The organism is Paenibacillus sp. MT86 (assembly GCF_058792535.1).
Genome location: NZ_CM179499.1, coordinates 6,661,883 through 6,680,234 on the forward strand (window position 1 = coordinate 6,661,883; position 18,352 = coordinate 6,680,234).

The 18,352-nt window shown below is 53.6% G+C and carries 13 protein-coding genes; 3 read left to right on the forward strand and 10 right to left on the reverse strand.

Annotated features, from left to right (window positions below; all coding sequences use genetic code 11):
* Positions 1 to 253 precede the first annotated feature (253 nt).
* Positions 254 to 2,551: a helix-turn-helix domain-containing protein gene (locus tag AC3RCL_RS30380; protein ID WP_375121536.1), complete on the forward strand. Its 2,298-nt coding sequence runs from the start codon at positions 254 to 256 to the stop codon at positions 2,549 to 2,551.
* A gap of 108 nt (positions 2,552 to 2,659) precedes the next feature.
* Here the strand turns inward: AC3RCL_RS30380 and AC3RCL_RS30385 are convergent, their stop codons facing one another.
* The 8 genes from AC3RCL_RS30385 to AC3RCL_RS30420 form a co-directional block, all read right to left on the reverse strand.
* Positions 2,660 to 3,706, reverse strand: coding sequence for a glycoside hydrolase family 18 protein (locus tag AC3RCL_RS30385; protein ID WP_492533678.1), 1,047 nt, complete (start codon positions 3,704 to 3,706; stop codon positions 2,660 to 2,662).
* 21 nt (positions 3,707 to 3,727) lie between these two features.
* Positions 3,728 to 6,346: a transglutaminase domain-containing protein gene (locus AC3RCL_RS30390; protein ID WP_492533680.1), complete on the reverse strand. Its 2,619-nt coding sequence runs from the start codon at positions 6,344 to 6,346 to the stop codon at positions 3,728 to 3,730.
* A 7-nt stretch (positions 6,347 to 6,353) separates the two neighbouring features.
* The gene (locus tag AC3RCL_RS30395) at positions 6,354 to 7,379 is read right to left on the reverse strand and encodes a carbohydrate-binding family 9-like protein (RefSeq protein ID WP_452518873.1); all 1,026 of its coding nucleotides are present in this window, start codon (positions 7,377 to 7,379) and stop codon (positions 6,354 to 6,356) included.
* Positions 7,380 to 7,445: 66 nt separating this feature from the next.
* Positions 7,446 to 8,732 carry an alpha-L-fucosidase gene (locus AC3RCL_RS30400; protein WP_015737869.1) on the reverse strand — a complete coding sequence of 429 codons (1,287 nt, stop codon included), beginning with the start codon at positions 8,730 to 8,732 and terminating at the stop codon, positions 7,446 to 7,448.
* A gap of 63 nt (positions 8,733 to 8,795) precedes the next feature.
* Positions 8,796 to 10,181, reverse strand: coding sequence for an alpha-L-fucosidase (locus tag AC3RCL_RS30405; protein WP_096775762.1), 1,386 nt, complete (start codon positions 10,179 to 10,181; stop codon positions 8,796 to 8,798).
* Between the two features lie 144 nt (positions 10,182 to 10,325).
* The gene (locus AC3RCL_RS30410; RefSeq protein WP_015737871.1) at positions 10,326 to 11,936 is read right to left on the reverse strand and encodes an extracellular solute-binding protein; all 1,611 of its coding nucleotides are present in this window, start codon (positions 11,934 to 11,936) and stop codon (positions 10,326 to 10,328) included.
* A 43-nt stretch (positions 11,937 to 11,979) separates the two neighbouring features.
* A complete protein-coding gene (locus AC3RCL_RS30415) occupies positions 11,980 to 12,888 on the reverse strand; it encodes a carbohydrate ABC transporter permease (RefSeq protein ID WP_096775761.1) in 909 nt (302 codons plus the stop codon).
* 15 nt (positions 12,889 to 12,903) lie between these two features.
* On the reverse strand, positions 12,904 to 13,875 hold the full coding sequence (locus AC3RCL_RS30420) for an ABC transporter permease (protein ID WP_071218755.1): 972 nt from the start codon (positions 13,873 to 13,875) through the stop codon (positions 12,904 to 12,906).
* A gap of 423 nt (positions 13,876 to 14,298) precedes the next feature.
* On the opposite strand from AC3RCL_RS30420, the gene AC3RCL_RS30425 reads away from it, so the two are divergent.
* Positions 14,299 to 15,333: a glycoside hydrolase family 18 protein gene (locus AC3RCL_RS30425; protein WP_492533684.1), complete on the forward strand. Its 1,035-nt coding sequence runs from the start codon at positions 14,299 to 14,301 to the stop codon at positions 15,331 to 15,333.
* A gap of 395 nt (positions 15,334 to 15,728) precedes the next feature.
* On the opposite strand, the gene AC3RCL_RS30430 is transcribed toward AC3RCL_RS30425, so the two are convergent.
* Both AC3RCL_RS30430 and AC3RCL_RS30435 read right to left on the reverse strand, forming a co-directional pair.
* Positions 15,729 to 15,947, reverse strand: coding sequence for a DUF378 domain-containing protein (locus AC3RCL_RS30430; protein ID WP_009593023.1), 219 nt, complete (start codon positions 15,945 to 15,947; stop codon positions 15,729 to 15,731).
* A gap of 168 nt (positions 15,948 to 16,115) precedes the next feature.
* The gene (locus tag AC3RCL_RS30435; protein ID WP_096775759.1) at positions 16,116 to 17,012 is read right to left on the reverse strand and encodes a LysR family transcriptional regulator; all 897 of its coding nucleotides are present in this window, start codon (positions 17,010 to 17,012) and stop codon (positions 16,116 to 16,118) included.
* 157 nt (positions 17,013 to 17,169) lie between these two features.
* On the opposite strand from AC3RCL_RS30435, the gene AC3RCL_RS30440 reads away from it, so the two are divergent.
* The gene (locus AC3RCL_RS30440) at positions 17,170 to 18,213 is read left to right on the forward strand and encodes a YeiH family protein (RefSeq protein WP_096775758.1); all 1,044 of its coding nucleotides are present in this window, start codon (positions 17,170 to 17,172) and stop codon (positions 18,211 to 18,213) included.
* Positions 18,214 to 18,352 lie beyond the last annotated feature (139 nt).

Sequence of the window (18,352 nt, forward strand, 5' to 3'; positions counted from 1 at the left end):
TGATCCATTGATTTATTAGTCAAGTTCTCCTAGTATTTTCATTAGGAACATCCGGCGGCTAATCGTGAAAGCTACAGCCTTGCCCTTATTTATGATAGCGCTATCAGACAATAGAAAAGATCAAACGTCTATCGACGCACCTTCGCAGATGATAGACTTATGCCCAGAGGAGATTTTCTTGCGATTATCGAATGGTTCAGCTCTGCTATAAACTTATCATTCCATAATCTTAAAATACCGGGAGGTTGCAGATATGAAATGGAATCACTTCAAGTCCAAGCTTCTGCTTAAATACACACTGTCCTACATATCCATTTTCCTGATACCTCTTGTTATATTAACCATCATCATTTACCACAATGCCGTGGATACGCTTCGTTCCGAGATCGAGCAGACCAACGTCAATCAGCTGACCCAGGCCAAAACCGTCATCGACGAGCGCATGAAGGAACTGCAGGACATCGCGTTTCGAATTGCCTACGACGAGCAGCTGACCCGCTATTGGACCCACCATCCGTACTACAGCCGGGAATCCATCGGGGCCTTGGTCAAATACAAAGCGACCAGTTCCATCATCGATGAACTGTTCCTCTTCTTCCGCGGAGATAACAGCATTTACTCGTCCCAAGGCTTTGAGAACCTGAACGTTTTTACCGACCGCTACAAATTCAACAGCTGGAACGAAACGGAGATGGTCCGGGATTTAAACTCCGTCCAGATCCCGACCATGCGTCCGGCGGAACAAGTCGTGCAAGGGACCAAAACCCAGAATTCCATGCTGGCATACCTTGTGCCGATCGCACCCAACAATACGCCGGCTCACGGCACCGTCATGTATTTCATCCACGAATCGAATCTGACGGGATTGATCGACTCCATCCTCAGCGATTATCATGGGATGACTTATATTTTCGATAATTACGGACAAGTGCTGGCTGCCAATTACAAAGGCGAGACCATTACCGAGCAGGAGGTCAACGCGCTGTTCTCGCTTGAGCCGGGAACGCACAGCCTTTCGTTGAACCAAGAGCCCCATTCGGTTGTATCCGTCAAATCCGACACGGGCTGGACATATGTCACCGCGATGCCAAGCAACCAATTTTTCGGCCGCATCGTGCATATTCGCACTTTTATCGTTCTGGTATTCTCCTTCGTGGTGATGATGGGCACCATTCTGGCGATCTTGCTGGCCCGCAGGCAATACCATCCGATTTCGGATTTGATGGAGTTCATTCGCTTGAAGAATGATCCCGAACCATCCACCCCCAGCAACGAGCTGGAATGGATCAAAAAGACGCTGCATGATTACAGCCAGCGCGTCGACCTTCAAGAGCCCTATGCCCGAAATCATATACTGCTCATGCTGCTGAAGCACGGCCATACCGGGGAATTTCCCGCCGAGTATACGGAGAAGCTGGGCATCCGCTTCAGCCGATCCCACTATTTTGTCGTGACCATGGGCTGGGAGTCGCATGCCCTTCCCATCGGCGACAATCCGGAACGGCGGCCTGTCATGCAGCTGATGAACGATGTGGAGCTGACCGCTTTTTCCGCCTATGCTTATGGCGTGGAGCTGCCGCAGCCCGATCAGCTGGCCCTCATCGTCGGATTCGATGCGGAAACCGGCCATGAAGCGAGCCTTAACGCTCGCATGGAGCCCATCGCCCTGGCGCTGCAATCGATCGCGGCCGAGCACACGGGCGTCTCTCCCGCGATCGGGGTAGGCAACCGCTACAGCTATCCGGAACAGCTGAATCAGTCCTTCATCGAGGCAACGACCGCGCTGGAAGCATCCATGCTGCATGGACAGGGGAGCAGCACCTTCTTTAACGCTCTTTCGGGCTCCGGTGCGCAGGATTCCTCCTTCTGGGTCCCTAAGGATGTGCTGCTGAAACTGGTACAAAGCTTGAAGCAGGGCAGCTACGACGTGGCGGTTCAGATGGTATCCACCGCATTGAATAACCTGAAGGCGGAAATGCCGTCCGTACCGCTCCTGCGCTGCATATGCTTTGATATCCTGAACACGATGCTGAAGACGGCTTCAGAGCTGGGCATCCATCATGTGGTTAATCAGCTGCCGCGCGTTACTTCCTATGACTCGCTGGAGGATTTGGAGAAGAAGCTGGCAGGCCTTGCCGCCGAAATCTGCGCCCATGTCGAGGCGAAGAGCGAGACGGAAGAAAGCTCCCTGATGGACGAAATCGTCGCTTACATCGATGCCAATTTCACGGATTATGACCTGAGTCTCGGCACGATTTCGTCCAAGTTCTCCATCTCCTCGTCGTATTTCAGCCGCTCCTTCAAAGAGAAGATCGGCATGAACTTTACGCAGTACATCTGGCAGAAGCGGATGGACGAGGTCATCCGGCAGCTGCTCCACACATCCGACCCGTTAAAGGATATCATTACGCGGGTCGGTTACCTGGATACACCGAACTTCATCCGGAAATTCAAGAAAGAGACGGGTTACACGCCGGGCCAATACCGCAAAATGCACAGTCCCAACGCCGCCGATTCCACGGACGATGACGACGAGGAGTGCATCGGGTAACGGTTTCGCCGGATAAATGAAAACCTCCCTTCGGGCCCTAGGGTCCAAGGGAGGTTTTCGTATGTTTTAAGGCGCTATCAGCCAGCCGTCCCGCCGCGCCGGCATCTTCTATTTCCCGGCCGGGATGCTCTGAAGTCCTTGATGCATGGCCGTCAGCAGGCGACGGGTCGGGTCGCATCCGTATTCCCAGAACATGATCCCGGCCAAGCTTTGCTCCTTCACGTATTGGCATTTGCACCGAATCGATTCCTCATCGTCATAAGAAATCAGGCTGGAGCCGTTAAACAGATACGGCGCACAAGCCTCCTCATCCCAATAACGGATGTAGCCGTTCTTGTTGATGTACTCGGCAGCCAGCTCCGCGAAAGCCGGACCATAACCGCCCGTGCTGCCGGCCATTTGGTGAAGGCCGTTGTTCCGGTCCGGCACTTCATTCCATACGCGCGAATAAAATGCGGCACCGATGACGATCTTCTCCTTCGGGACGCCGGCTTGGACGAACAGGCTCACGGAAGCATCCGTGCTGATTCGGAACAGATCGCCGGTGGGCGTGTACAGATTCGTATGATGTCCGGTCAGGATCTGAAACCCGCCGCGCATGTCATAGGTCATCAACTGGACAAAATCCAGATACTTCTGCACCTCCGCCATCTCCGTGCCGTCTACATAGTACTGGTCGGCCCCCGCAGCTATCGTAAGCAGGTAGTGACGCCCGTCTTGCGAGCCCTTGGCATCAAGAGCCTCCCGGATCGTCTTGAGCAGAAGGGTAAAATTCCGTTTATCGTCCGGACTTGACGCTATGCCGGCCTCCCCGTAGCAAGGATATTCCCAGTCCAGATCGATCCCGTCAAAAGGGTATTCCTCCAGCACCCGTATGGCGGATGCGGCCATGCGGCCCCTTCCCCCTTCAGTTGAGGCAGCTTCCGAGAAACCGCCCGCACTCCAGCCGCCAACGGACAGCAGCACCGTAAGACCGGGGTGATCCCGTTTGATGTTCCGGACAACCTCGCCATTCTTCAGATGCTCGGTCGTGATCTCATCGTTCTTGACATGGCCGAAGGCCACGTTCAGATGCGTCAATTTCGTCAAATCCTCATGCGTCATGTCGGGAAGAGCCGAATCGACGGCGTATCCCGCCGCAATGTACTTCGTCATTACACTTCACTCCGATCCATTCTAGGGTTGTGATATCGCGGCTGCAATTTGCAGCGCTTCTTTCCCGGTGCCGATCTTGTATCCCGAAGCCGCATAACGGATCTGGTCCTGGCCGTCCAGGACGAACAAATGAGGGTAACCGGCTTCATGCGCGGCAGGATCCGGGATGAAGCCCGATAGGGAAGCATAACCGGAATCCCGCACGAATACCGTGCGAGCCGGCAGCTTGGGATAGCCGGCCGGATCAAAGGAAGCCGTCCATTCGGCATCTCCGATTGCCAGCACAATCGGCAATCCCAGCTTGTCGAGCGGCTCAGCCAGCTCGCTCAGCTCGCGAAGCAGATGCTTGGTCGGCTCCCGCTCCGGTTCGATCCAGGCAGCGATGGCTCCCTCTGATCCCAACAGCCCCTTCAGAACGGCCCCGGCTCCATCCAGCCGGGTCAAAACGCCGCCCGTCTCGAGCTTGCCCAGCACGGGAATGTCGACCGCCGTTTCCCGATACGTCAGCGCTACCGCTACGGTATCATCCGCTCGCACGGTAAAGTACGTGAAGCGCACGCTTACCGTTCCGTCCTTCAGCCGGACGCCCGAAGTCAAGCGGTAAGAACCCGGCTCCACCTCATACGGACCATCGTAAACATCGGTCATGCCATAAGGGTATACCAGCGTCTTGTACACGCCATCTTCCAAGCGGGCGAAGGTAAAATTCTCGGCATAGGATGCGGCTGGCACGTCCTTCGAAACCTCCGTATCCCTGAGGAGCTGCAGCATCCCCCAGCTCGATCCCTCCTGGTTCCGATGGGAAGCCAGACGGAATACGGCATCTTCCCAACCGCCATCACCTAGGTACTGCGGCTTCTGCTCGCTCGGATGCAGCCGGGCAGGAATTCCCAGACTGCGGCATACCGCCACGAACAGGATATCCAGCGACTGCTGGTCTCCCTTCATTAGGCTGTACGTGCCGGCCGGATTCCCCTTGCCCTTCAAGTTGGGAAGATCTTCATGATACGCATAGCCTTGCTCCAAATGACCGGCAAGCTTCGATGGATTTTCCCTGAACGCTTCTGCCTCCACGGCCGTAAAGGCATGGTCGAATACGCGTCGATACGGAACCAGCATTTCATAAGAGACCCGCGGGCACAGGATATACTTCACGAAAGTATCCTCATCCCACGATCCGCGCCGGGAGACCGCGCCCATCAGATGATCATCCAGCGTTTGCCGGAAGGTATCAATCAAATCCTTTTCGTTCAGCGACTCCAGCAGCCGCAGCGGCCACTCGCCATATTCGCCCGATCGCTCCTCCAGGAAAGCGGCGATTTCGCGGCTGTTGCCCCTGGCCTTTTGCAGAACGTCCCACACCCGTTCGGGTGGCAGCCCTAGCGTCTTGGCCACCGCGAATGCCTTTTCCTCGCTCAGGAATGTCCCCTCGTAGTCGGTCCGGATCTTTGACCCTTCCTCCAGACGGCGATTATGAGCCCGGATCATCTCTTCCGGCAGCGCCGACGCGGCATCTCCTTCTCCTTCGGGCGGAGGAACCATATCGAAATCCACGATTCCTGCCGGCTGTTCGGATGAAGCAAGCACAAGCTCAATACGTTCGTTATCGTGGGCCTTATATAAGATTTCGCTCCACTTGCCTTCGCTGACCGCTCGAATCAAGAGATCGCCATAACCCGTCTTAAAGGAGGCCACTCCCCGTTCATCCGTCCTGATCTCGGCAATGGGATAAAATTCGGCCATATTGTACAGCTCAAACCGGACGCTTGCACCGGATACGGGCTCTCCCTGCTCGTTCCTCACGATCACGTCAAGGGTGCGAGCCGGCGCATAGTTCTCCATCAAATTGATTTCCGTAAATCCCTTCTCATTCAGGGTAATATCCTCCGGCCCCGGGTAATCGGCAAAAATTCGCGTATTGATCAGCATGGCCCTGCGCGCCGGCGGACTGAACCACCCTTGGTTCAACCGGGCTTCCGGTTCGCATGCCCCGATGTAATACCACTGGCCGTCCGCCCATGCTTCCACCCAGGCATGATTGCTGTCGCAATGGGCCCAGCGCGGCGTATACACCTGACGCGCGGGAATGCCGATGCTTCGCAGCGCGGCCACCGCCAGCGTAGACTCCTCGCCGCAGCGTCCGCGCGCATTCCGGATCATCGTCAGCGGCGAAATCGTCCGCAGATCGCTGCCGATGTAGGTGGCCTTCTCATGACACCAGTAATTGGTCTCCAGAATGGCGTCTGCCATCGATAACCGCACGGTCCGTTCGGCCAGCTCGTTGTAAAGGATACCGCGGAAATCCTCAATATTTTCCGTATTGACCCGATATGGAAGCACAAAATGCAGGAACAGATGATCCGGCACACGCTCGCCCCAAGGCACGCGCTTACGGATGTCCAAGGCTTGGCGCACATGGCTTAAGAACAATGCACCATCGTAGTCGGCCAAGTCGTTCACCGGCATGTAAGCAAACAAATATTTCAAGGCCCAAGTCTCTTCTTCCGTCAGTTCCTGCTCAAATACGTGAAACAGCTGATCCTTGCGGGCCTCCGCAAAAACGATTTTCTCCTGAAACTTCTGCTCGATCCGCTCCAGCGTTTGCGAATCCAGCGAGAACACCATGGTTTGGCTGGTCATCCTCCGCTCACTCCCTCCATAGCTTTCCGTCTTCCCGAATGCAGATCAGAGCCGTGCCGTCGGAAGAAGGCGCGCTCATCTGGAACAGGCTGCGGGTCGTTTCAATCACGGGTTGGATGCTCCACGAATCCTCGCCCATGAGCTCCTTCATTTCCCGCGCAAATTCACCGTGGGCTTCATAGTGATTACGCTGCCGGTAATAGAGCCTGCGCAGCTCCCATTTGATCCGCTCGTCTTCCGGAAGCGTGAACGCTTGATGCCCCTCCTCGCCGTCGGCGAATACGACATAACCCCACAGCTCCGGGTAATGCATATTGATGATGCCCATGGGCGACCATACCCAGTTGTCCTCCGGGAAAGGCTTGCCCGTCTCCGGATTCATCACCTTGCGATACTCCCCGTCTTGCACTTCGGTCTGCCATTCGACGCGCGAGAAGTTGACGCGCCAGAACTCGCCCGGCAACGGCGGGCGGCCGTCTTCGGCGCATTCCTTCAGACTGGACCAAGGAATCGCGACCTCCACGCTCCATTTCCGATTATCGGCGCCAGGCCGATTCAACTCCCCATCGATAAACACCGCTGTCTTGAGACCGCTGATATCCCAGCCGTTAACCGGCGGCCCGCCATCCCGGTACGGTTTCACCAGCAGCAGGTCCCATACCGTATTCAGTGCATTGATCTCGAATTCGTAATATTGATGGCTGTCCCCGTCCGGATCAATGAATATTTCAAAGTCATTATCATAGAAAATAACCGAATCGCGTTCCGTCAAGGTCGCCCAAATCTGATCCTCGATCAGCTCGGCGGCAAAATAAAAATAGTCGTCATCCCACAGCATTTTAACCCGGGTTTGTTTGGCCGGCTTCGGGCGAAGATCCCCTTCGATATCAACGAAATCGTCGGTCCATTCCGCCGCATCCCAGAATGCCTTATCCACGCGGCCGTCCAGCACGAGCGGCTGTCCCGCACGCCTGCATATGTAATGCTTGGGAGCATACTCAATCCTCGGCTCCGGCACTCCACTTCTGTTCATGTCATTCTCTCCGCTTCGTGAGGGAGGCTAAGCGCCTCATCAAGCGTTTATCTCCCCGTGATATGGTTAGTTATGGGTGACGACGGCTCCCGAGCCGCCGTACATCTCCAGCTCTTCGTCAAACTCCAGCTTAAGGACCGTCACCTGCTCATGCGTATCTTCCGGCGTCATTTTGATCCACGTCGTCCCCGGGATGTTGAACCAAGGCACGCCTCCATGGATTTCATGTTCAAGCTCTTTGCCCGAATGCAGCACGGTAATTTTCTTGATCGGATTGCACAGTCCCTTGATGCACACATTCTCCTTCGGGTCATCATAGACAAATAAATACAATGTCTTTCGATCCTCGGAGATCGTGCTTCCTCCCAGATAATAGCGGGTCATAATGCCTTCGCCCGTTCCGAATACGGCCTCCTCATGAGTTCGGATCCAAGCTCCCAGCCCAAGCAGAATGTCCTCCTGCCTTGGATCGATGGTGCCGTCCTCGCGGGGACCGATATCCAAGAGCATATTGCCGCCCATGGAGATGCAGTCGCAGAACATCCGAATGATCTGGTTTAATGATTTGTATTTATGGTCTGTCGGTACGTAGCCCCATGAGGTGTTGATCGTGGTGCAGAATTCCCACGGTCCCTCCGGTCTCGTGATCGGAATACCCTGTTCCGGCGTTTTATAATCGCCGTGGCCCTGAAGCCGCGAGTTGATGATGATATCCGGATTGAAGGATTGCAGATAATGCTTGAACTCCGGCAGATTCCACTGCTCGGCGCTGCGTTCCCAATCGCCGTCGAACCACAGCAGATCCACCTTCCCGTAATTCGTCAGGATTTCCCGCAGTTGATTGTTGTTGAACTCCAGGAATTTCTGCCACTTCTCCTGATCCTGAACGCCGTCCACGGGACTGGTGTGCGGGTTGACGCCGCTGAGATCCTCCGGCACCCTGCCTCCTTCGAACACGCTCGGATAATCCGGATGCGACCAGTCGATCAGGGAGAAATACATGCCCAGGTGAATCCCCTTCTCCCTGATCGCTTCCGCATACTCCCGCACGATGTCCCGATTGGCCGGCGTCCGCTTGACCACGTTGAGATCGCTGTACTGCGTATCCCACAGGGCCACGCCGTCATGGTGCTTCGTTGTCAGCACGGCATAACGGGCGCCGGATTTCTCGATCAAGTCCGCCCATTTCTCCGCATTGAATTTCGATGCCGTAAAACCGTCCAGCTGCTTCATGTACTCGTCGTACGTGATCCTCCCGTTATAGAAGGACCAGGATTCCGAGACCCCGTCCACGGCATAGATGCCGTAGTGAATGAAGATCCCCAGCTTGGCTTCTTCGAACCATTTCTGCATATCTGTCCACACCTCTTCTTGAAGTCGTTATACGTGAGAGAAATCGTTTATGCAGTCCGCCTCTTACCGAAACCGCAATACATGCGCGATCGGCGCCGTTCCCTGACGCTCCTGATCCGGAAGACGGACCGCGACACCATCGTCCGTGCGGCGATAATCCAGTGCCTCCTGACCCCCGACCAGATCAACTCGGCCGAACGCCGTCTGAATCGGAATGAACAGCTCCTCAGGGACGGCTTCTTGCTCATTACGATACAGATAAATGGCATAGGTCGTATCGTCTTTTTGGGTAAACTGGACCGCGCCGGAGGAATACGGCTCGCAGACACGCGTTCCATAGATGGCCTCTCCGTAGACCTTCAGCCACGCGCCCATGCCCTTCATTCTTGAAATGGCCGTCTCGGACAGTCTTCCGTCCGGCTGAGGGCCTATGTTCAGCGCGAGATTGCCGCCTTTGGCCACGATCTCGACCAGCAGATGGATGAGCTGACGAACCGATTTGTAACGATCTTCGTAACGGAAAGAGAAGGAGGTTCCCATCGTGATGCAGCTTTCCCAAGGCACGTGAAGAGCACGTTCAGGGAGGGTCTGCTCCGGCGTGATCAGATTCTCGTAAGGCCCGCCGACCGTCCGGTCCGCCGAGAGGAGCCAAGGCTGGATTTTGCGCGCTTTCTCCACCGCTTCGCCCAATCGGATATTCTGGTCCCGGTAATCGTTCACCCAGCCTGCATCGAGCCACAGCACATCAATGCGGCCGTAACGGGTCATCAGTTCCATGATCTGCTCATGGGTAAACTGAACGAACTGTTCCCACAGCCACGGATATTTCTTCGGATCGTAGCTGGGTCCGCGAGACGTAAAGCTCCCCGCTTCCATTCCCGGCGCCCAGTAGTACGGCGTATGCCAATCGGCCTTGGAGAAATAGGCGGAAATGCCGAGCCCCTTGGCACGGAAGGCATCAAACAGCTCCTTCGTAATATCGGCGTATTTATGCGTATGGAACGGACAGTCCGGCCCCGTGACGCGGTAGTCGGTCGTATGCGTATCCCACATGCAGAACCCGTCATGATGCTTGGTCGTAAAATTCAAATATTTGAAGCCGTTCTCCGCTGCCAGGTCAGCCCACAGATCAGGCTGAAACCGAAGCGGGTTGAACGTCTTGTTCAGATCGAAATACTGCCGCTTAAGCTCCTCCGCATCGATATCCCAATCAATGCCGTCGCGCGACCAGTCCGCGTCCTTATCGCTCAGCGCCCATGATTCGACCAGGCCCAGCTGGGAATACGGCCCCCAATGCATCATCAGGCCCAGCTTCTGGTCCTTGAACCATTCCAGGCGCTCCAGGAGCAACGGATCCTCCGGCTTGACCCACTTGTCCTCGCTGCTGAAATTATGTACGCCCTGCTCCACTACCGCTTGCTCTTCCTCTACCAGCTTGTTCTCCGACATGTTGTACCTCCATATTTCATTTGTGATAACGGTACTAGGAAGACCGTTTGTATAGCCTTGCCTGCCCTTTAAAAACAATAGCCAACCCCCGGTCAAGAATCGACCGGGATACGTTGGCCCTTTGTTGTTCAACTATGCATCTGATTATTGCTCGGCATTCCAGCGGTCGTATGCGCCTTGATACAGCTCGACGAGACGGTCGCTGCCCATTTTCTTGACTTGTGCAACATATTTATCCCAGTTTTCAAGCGGCTCTTGGCCTGTCACGAATTTGGCTTCCATCTGTTTCACGTACGTTTCCAAATCGGACAACAGTGCGGTAGCTTCGCTTTGCTCTTCATTCGTCAAGTAGACGTTAGGGAACGGCGATTTACCGATCGGCACAAGCTTTTCTTGGTTCTGCTGGTCGATCCACTCATCGAATTCGGTGCGAAGACCTTTCGCAACATCCGGATCATTGACGCCAGGCGTCAGAATGCCGTAGTTCGGCGTGATTTTGCCGCGATACTCCTCACGATCGCCGCCGCCCGGCACTGGGAGCCATTCTTTCACGCGGTTAGCTTCATCCTTGAATTTCCACAGGGTGCCTTCCGGTCCTTGGTTAAACAGCGTAGCGCCTTCATAGCTGTACAGGTAATCGATCCAGCGCATGGTCGCTTCCGGAGCCGGGTTGCTGCTCGAAATGGCGAATGTGCCTCTTGCCGACATGCCAGGATGCATGCCGTATACCGGAGAGTCGGCGATTTCACTCTTCACCGGCGTCATGAGCGGATGCTCGCTGCTAGGCTCGCCGCCGAGCGTGAAGTACGCATGGTAGTCGTTAAACAGAGCCAGCTGATTGTTTTCTCCCTTGGCTTTTTTCTGATCGCCTGTTTGCGAGAAGGTTTCATGATCCAGCAGTTCTTCCTTCCACAGACGGTTCATGAACGTCAGATAGCCTTTGTAGCCTTCTTCCTGATAAGGGTAGTGTACTTTCCCATCCTTGTCGGAATAGATGCCTTCGTTGTACATGCCCCAGAAGCCGAAGAAGTACATACGCAGGTCATCCAGCTTGACGGAAGTCAGCGGAATCTCGTCTTTCTTTCCGTTTCCGTTAGGATCTTCTTCCTTGACGCGTTTCAAGAATGTATATAATTCCTCAGTAGTCTTAGGTTCGGACACGTTTAGCGCTTTTAGGAACTTGCCGTTGTACCACATCGGGCCTCTGTACCATACGGCAGCCTTGTCAACGAACGGCAGGGCGTAAATATGTCCGTCCGGGGTTGTGAAAGATTTGCGGACATCCGGGTTCTCGTCAAAAATCTTTTTGATGTTCGGTGCATAACCCTCGTCAATGTACTTCTCCAGCGGAATGAGGATGCCCTGGCTGCCGTAAGTTACCTGCTCAGCCGGCTTCAGATCCGCCGCATAGAACATATCGGGCAAATCGCCGCTCGCAAACACCAGATTTTTCTTTGTTTCAAAGCTGTCAATCGGAGAAAGCTGATATTCCAGCTTGATGCCTGACAATTTCTCCATCTCTTGTAGTACGGGCATCGTATTCCAATCGGCTACACCGGCATCCTGTGACATGACCGTCAGCGTGATCGGCTCATCCACAATCGGGAAACCTTCCTTCTTTACCCCTTCCGTGCTGGCTGTCCCGGACGGTGCTGTAGCAGCGCCATCTCCTTTAGGTGAACCACAGGCTGCAAGCATTGTTGCTGAGAGGGTGAGGCAGAGTAAAATAGATGATGCCTTGCGAAGCTTTTTCATGACAACAACTCCCCTTTTTTGGTGTGGATTGTATGGTTTAAGATCAGCCCTTAACGGAACCAATCATAACACCCTGCACAAAATAACGTTGAAGGAACGGGTAAACAGCAATAACCGGAAGTGTCGCAACGATAATGACCGCATATTTGACCAGTGCGGCAATTTCCGCTTTGGAATTCATCGCTGCAGCGGATGAGGCGTCAATCGCCCCGCCGCCCTGAGCCGCCATCTCCTGAAGCACCAGGATTTGACGCAGGAAGAGCTGCAGCGGATACTTCGCCGCATCGTTCAGATAAATCATGGCGCTGAAGTAACTGTTCCAATGTCCGACGCCGTAGAAAAGTGCCATGACGGCAATAATCGGCATCGAGAGCGGCAATACGATTTTGACGAATAACCGGAAGTTCGTACAGCCGTCGATATGGGCCGCTTCCTGAAGCTCCTTCGGAATGGTCGATTGGAAGAACGTCCGGGACACAATGATGTTCCATATGGACGCAGCTCCCGGCAGTATAAGAGCCCACATGCTGTTGACCATGCCAAGATCTTTCACGAGCAGGTAACTCGGAATCAGTCCCCCGCCGAAAAACATCGTAACCAGGAACACTGCCATAAAAAATCCTCTGCCCACAAAATCTGAGCGACTGAGCGCATAGGCTGCAGGCAGCGTGACAATCAAATTCACGATCGTACCTATCACTGTATAAATAATCGTGTTCTTATAGCCAATCCAAATGTTGGCATTCTCAAACACCCTGGCATATCCATCAAAAGTTATCCCTTTCGGAATCAGCCACATTTCACCTGAGCTTACGTACTTCGGATCACTGATAGAAGCGCTGACAATGTACAGCAGCGGGTACAGTACGATGATCAGTGCAATCGTCAAATAGATGTAGTTGCATAGCAGGAATAATTTATCCCCCTTGCTTTCCCTTACCGTGGATGGCATATGTTATTCCCCCTTCTACCACAAGCTGTTTTCACTGGTGCGGCGTGCAATTTGGTTCACCGCGATCAGCAGTATCGCATTAATTACCGAGTTGAACAATCCGACGGCCGTGGAGAAGCTGTACTGGGCATCGACCAGACCGGACCGGTAGACGAAGGTCGAGATGACATCGGATGAACTCATGTTCAGCGGGTTTTGCAGCAGCAGGATTTTCTCGAATCCAACCCCTAAAATGCTGCCCATATTCAGAATCAACAGGATCGTGATCGTAGGTACGATCGCCGGAATATTGATGTGCAGAATGCGCTTGAATCGGCTGGCACCATCCACGACGGCTGCCTCGTGCAGCTGCGGATCGACGCCCGACAATGCGGCCAGATAGATGATGGTGCCCCAGCCCGCACTCTGCCACACGCCGGACAGCACGTACACGGTCTTAAACCAGGCAGGGTCCGTCAAGAATTGCGGCGGCTGGAAACCGAGCATTTCCACAAAATTAACGATCATGCCCGACGAAGGAGACAAGAAGGTAATGATCATGCCGGACATAACGACAACCGATATAAAATGCGGCGCATACGTGACGGTCTGTACCGTACGCTTGAAGAATGAATCCTTCACTTCATTGAAGGCCAATGCCAGGATGATGGGAAGCGGAAAGCCGATCGCCAGCTCATACAAGCTGATGCTCAAGGTATTCCAGAGCAAGTCCCAGAAGTAATAAGAGTTAAAGAAGCGTTCGAAATGGTCGAATCCGACCCACGGGCTTCCCGTTATTCCCAACGTCGGGATGAAGTTTTTGAAGGCAATTTGGATCCCGTACATCGGGCCATAATGGAAAATGACAAAATACAGAAATGCCGGAGCGATAAACAAATACAGCTCCCAGTTTCGAATCATCCTCCTCCATAATGTATTTTTCTTACGATTCGGCATCGTGTTCACCGATAAGCTTTGCGTCAGGGCGGATTGACCATCTTGCTGCATAGGTTGCCCCCTCCTTTTCTAATGAAAATCCGGCCATTTTTTTCGGAAAAGCACCCCTGTTCAATGTAAAAGAAAGAGCCTTCCTGACCACACATCCTTAGCGTGCGGCTTTGCCCGCTTCAGAATTGTTAACGCTTACATCCCAAGTGTATGGATCGCGGCATCATCCGTAAATATGTCATTTTCAATTGTCCGGTTATAACAGCGCCATCCATTGGTATGACGGGCTTTTCACGTCCTTCCCAGTCTTGAATTGTCATTTTTCGGGCAGGAAAACATGTGGTTTTTGACCCCTTACCCTACGGTAAATTGTCATCCTCGTTAACGGGATGATCCTTGACAGATGTCATATCTGACCGTAAGTTGGAAAAATAAACCGTAAAAGCAAAACTGACATATTCTAAAAGAAACGAGGTATTATGCATGCAGCCATCATCCTGGATTTTAGCCGGCTACGCAGGGCGCAAAGTCTTATCCGAGATCACGGCCGAAGATGCCCGGCGGCTCACTCACTTGAACATCGCTTTTGCCCATATCCAAGAAGACAAGATTACGTATACCGACACGAACACCATTCACGAGATCCAACGCTTGAAAGCCGTCAATCCCGAATTAACCATACTGTTGTCCGTTGGCGGCTGGGGCTCCGACGGATTCTCGAGAGCGGCAGCCACGTCGGAAGGTAGACAAAGCGTGTGCGAATCGGCGATCAAGCTGCTGCAAGAGTTTCCCTTCGACGGCATTGACCTGGACTGGGAGTATCCATGCTACTCGATCGCCGGAACGGCGGCATCGCCAAACGACAAGGAAAACTTTACGCTGATGCTGAAGGAGCTCCGGGAAACGCTGGATCAGTACGGGCGGGGCGAGACACACTATCTGTTGACCATCGCGGCCGGAGCCGATCAATATTATATCGACGGCACCGAAATCAATGACATCCACCCCTATCTCGACTTCATTCAGCTGATGACGTACGACATGCGCGGTGGATTCCAGACGCTGACGGGCCACCACACCAACCCGTACACCTCCACCGGCGATCTGTTCCGAATCAGCGTCGACGCATCGGTCCGTCTGTTTACCCTAGCCGGTGTGCCGCGCGAAAAAATCGTGATCGGGGCCGCATTCTACTCCAGGAAGTGGAACGATGTGCCGGACGTGAACAACGGATACCTCCAGGTCGCTCCTTCCCCCGGAGGTTACGGCCCGACCTATACCCAGCTCGCTGCCGAGTATTTTAGCAATCCTTCCTATAAGAGGTACTGGGACGACGAAGCCAAAGCGCCTTATTTATTCGACGGCAGCAGCTTCATCACATACGACGACGCCGAATCCCTGACCCATAAATGCAAATACATACAGGAGCAGGGGCTGGCCGGCATCATGTTCTGGGAATACAGCTGCGATGCGACGCACAGCCTGGTGGATGCCTTGTACAAAGCATTGCGCTCTTAGCGGGGCTGAGCTAGCACGAGCTGCAGCAGATTCACTCCCTTCATCATGTCTTAGAAAAGCTGATGATAGACGAGCTGCACGTTATTTTATATAACATGCAGTTGACTTCATCTTCTTGCGCTGCAATGACTTGGCTTCATTCTATGGGTTCCTTCCGGATCCCGTAAATATGTCGTTTTTATCTATAACTATAGAGCACGAAAACCCTTATTTATACTGGGAAATTCATACTGCATATGTTGAATTTGCACCTCACATAAGCATGCCGCCACACGGACAGTTTCAAAGTATTGGACATTAAAAAAAGCCGGTCCCCAATAGGGACCGGCTTTTTGGCTTATGCAAACCCGGGCATTTCTTGTCATTTGCGTTATGTTTATGTCACTAAATATAACCTACTTAGCTGTTGAACGGTCGTCATTCGTAACGTCACCGAAGAAGCGGATCGAGTACAGTGCACACAGTCCGACAATCGTATAGATGATGCGGGAGCCTACAGAGCTCTGCCCACCAAACAATGCAGCGACCAGGTCGTATTGAAACAGACCCACGAGCAGCCAGTTGATGCCTCCGATAATCAATAACAGCAATGCGATGGTATTAAATGTTCTCATCGTTTAACCCTCCTTACGCCCTTTTTTTCATGTCATTTCTTATATGGTTTATACAATAGATTCTGGTAACTATTTTTAACCAACAATTGCATTTATAATCATGACCGGACAAAAAAACATCCCTAAGCGGGATGTCCTTGATACTCGATTCGAAATCGCCTTCTTCCCCTACACTTCCTTAGGAAATCCACGCTGTTGACGCAGAAGCTCCAGAAAGATCTCAACGGCCTTGGTGTGATAAGGCGTCTTCTGCGTAATCCATGAGAACTGGCGCGCCACCGGCTTGCCATCCGGTACCAGCATATGCAGCGTTCCGAGTCGAATCTCCTTGCGCACCGCCCACCTCGACAACAGCGTAACGCCAAGGCCTGCCTCCACGGATTCCTTGATCAACTGGGTGCTTCCGAACTCCACGATATGCTTAGGATGAACATGATACCGGGAGAACATCCGCTCCGTTGCCTCGCGGGTGCCCGAACCGGCTTCCCTGACAATCCAGGTCTCATCCGCCAGCTGGGACAGCGGCACCTCCTGCAGATGGTCATACCGCCCGTCACGGGGGACCATCACCACCATTTCATCCTCCGCGAAAGCCTCGATATGCAGCTTCTCATCCTGATAGTCGCCCTCGACGATCCCGATATCCGCCTCATGTCGCAATATCATCTCCGCCACCTCCTTGGTGTTCCCGATCGTAATCGACGGGCGGATCAAGGGATAACGCTCCCTCATATAAGCGATCAAATGCGGCAGCATGTACTCCCCGAAGGTATAGCTGGAGCCGATGGACAGATGGCCGCTTGCCCGATGCATCAAATCGTCCACAAGGGCGTTCATGCGGGTGTACAGGCCCAAAATGTCCTTCGCATGATGGTATACGATCTCTCCCGCTTTCGTAAGCCGGACGTATTTATTGGTTCTCTCCAGCAGCTTGGTGCCAACGGAACGTTCCAGCGCCTGGATATACTGGCTTACCGCCGGCTGTGTCATAAGCAGTTCCTCGGCCGCGCGGGTAAAATTCCCCTTGTCTACGACGGCTACGAATACTTCCAGTGCTTGATCCACGCTTTTAGCCCCCTTCGTTCCAGATCCATATTTGGTTATGCGTTATATTACCATAATAAATTACTTATGATGATCATCATAATGATTTATTTTTCTTATTCTAAGCAATGGGATACGATGGGTTCAGACCAACCGAACGAATCGGAGGTTATGTCTTATGGCTGAACCCGCATATTCCAAATCTCAAGAGCATGTCCATCGTCTGGTTCGATGGACGCAGCATTCGCTGCCCGCCACTGCTGGCGGCGTAGCCTTTACCTTTGTCATCGCCCTTATCGGTTACGGATTAGCCAGCGTGCCGGGCCTTGGCTATCTTGGCCAGCTTGCCTGGGCAATTCTGATCGCCGCTGTATACCGGCAGCTCCGCGGTTACCCGGAGAGACTGCGCATCGGGATCCAATTCACGGCCAAGCGTCTGCTGCGCCTAGCGATCATTCTATATGGCTTAAAGCTGAATATCGGCGTCGTATTCCAGCAAGGCTTGGGTTTAATGCTGAGAGATGTCATCAGCGTCGTGTTTGCGATCGGGCTTACACTGCTGATTGCCAAATGGCTGAAGGCCGATATGTCCCTGTCCCTTCTGCTCGGGATCGGAACAGGCGTATGCGGCGCGGCGGCCATCGCCGCCGTGTCCCCGATCGTGAAAGCCAAGGAAAAGGATACCGCGCTTGGAGCAGGGCTTATTGCCTTTCTCGGAACCATCGTCGCGATCGGTTATACCCTCGTCCAGCCGCTGCTTCCCTTATCGGATACCCAATACGGCATCTGGTCGGGCGTAAGTCTTCATGAGATCGCCCATGTGGCACTCGCAGCCGCTCCGGCAGGCGAAGATGCTCTTGCCATCAGCCTGCTTGCCAAGCTTGGCCGCGTATTTCTGCTCGTGCCGCTCAGCATCGTGCTAATGGTCTGGATGAAGCGGACCGGACGTTTGCAGAGCCAAACGCGGATGGAGTTTCCCTGGTTCCTGCTTGGCTTCATCGCAGCGAGCTTGCTGGGAAGCTGGGAATTTACCGGACAACCGATCATTCCCCTGCCGATCAAGGATACGATATCCCAGGCAGCCTCCTTCATCCTTGCCATGGCGATGGTGGGACTTGGCCTGAATGTCCACTTGAAGGACATACGCGGCGCCTGGCGGCCGCTGCTGGCCATGGCCATCACCACCGTGCTTCTGATCCTGCTGACTTATGCCATGGCATAAGCAATCAGGTGACGGCCCAGTGCACGAAACGAAAAGCCATTCCCTGCTCGCGGGGGATGGCTTTTTGGCGGTGAATGCCTCCAATCCCTTTCCATCCTCCGGACTTTGGATTCAGACCGACTCCGGTTTTTGCAGCATG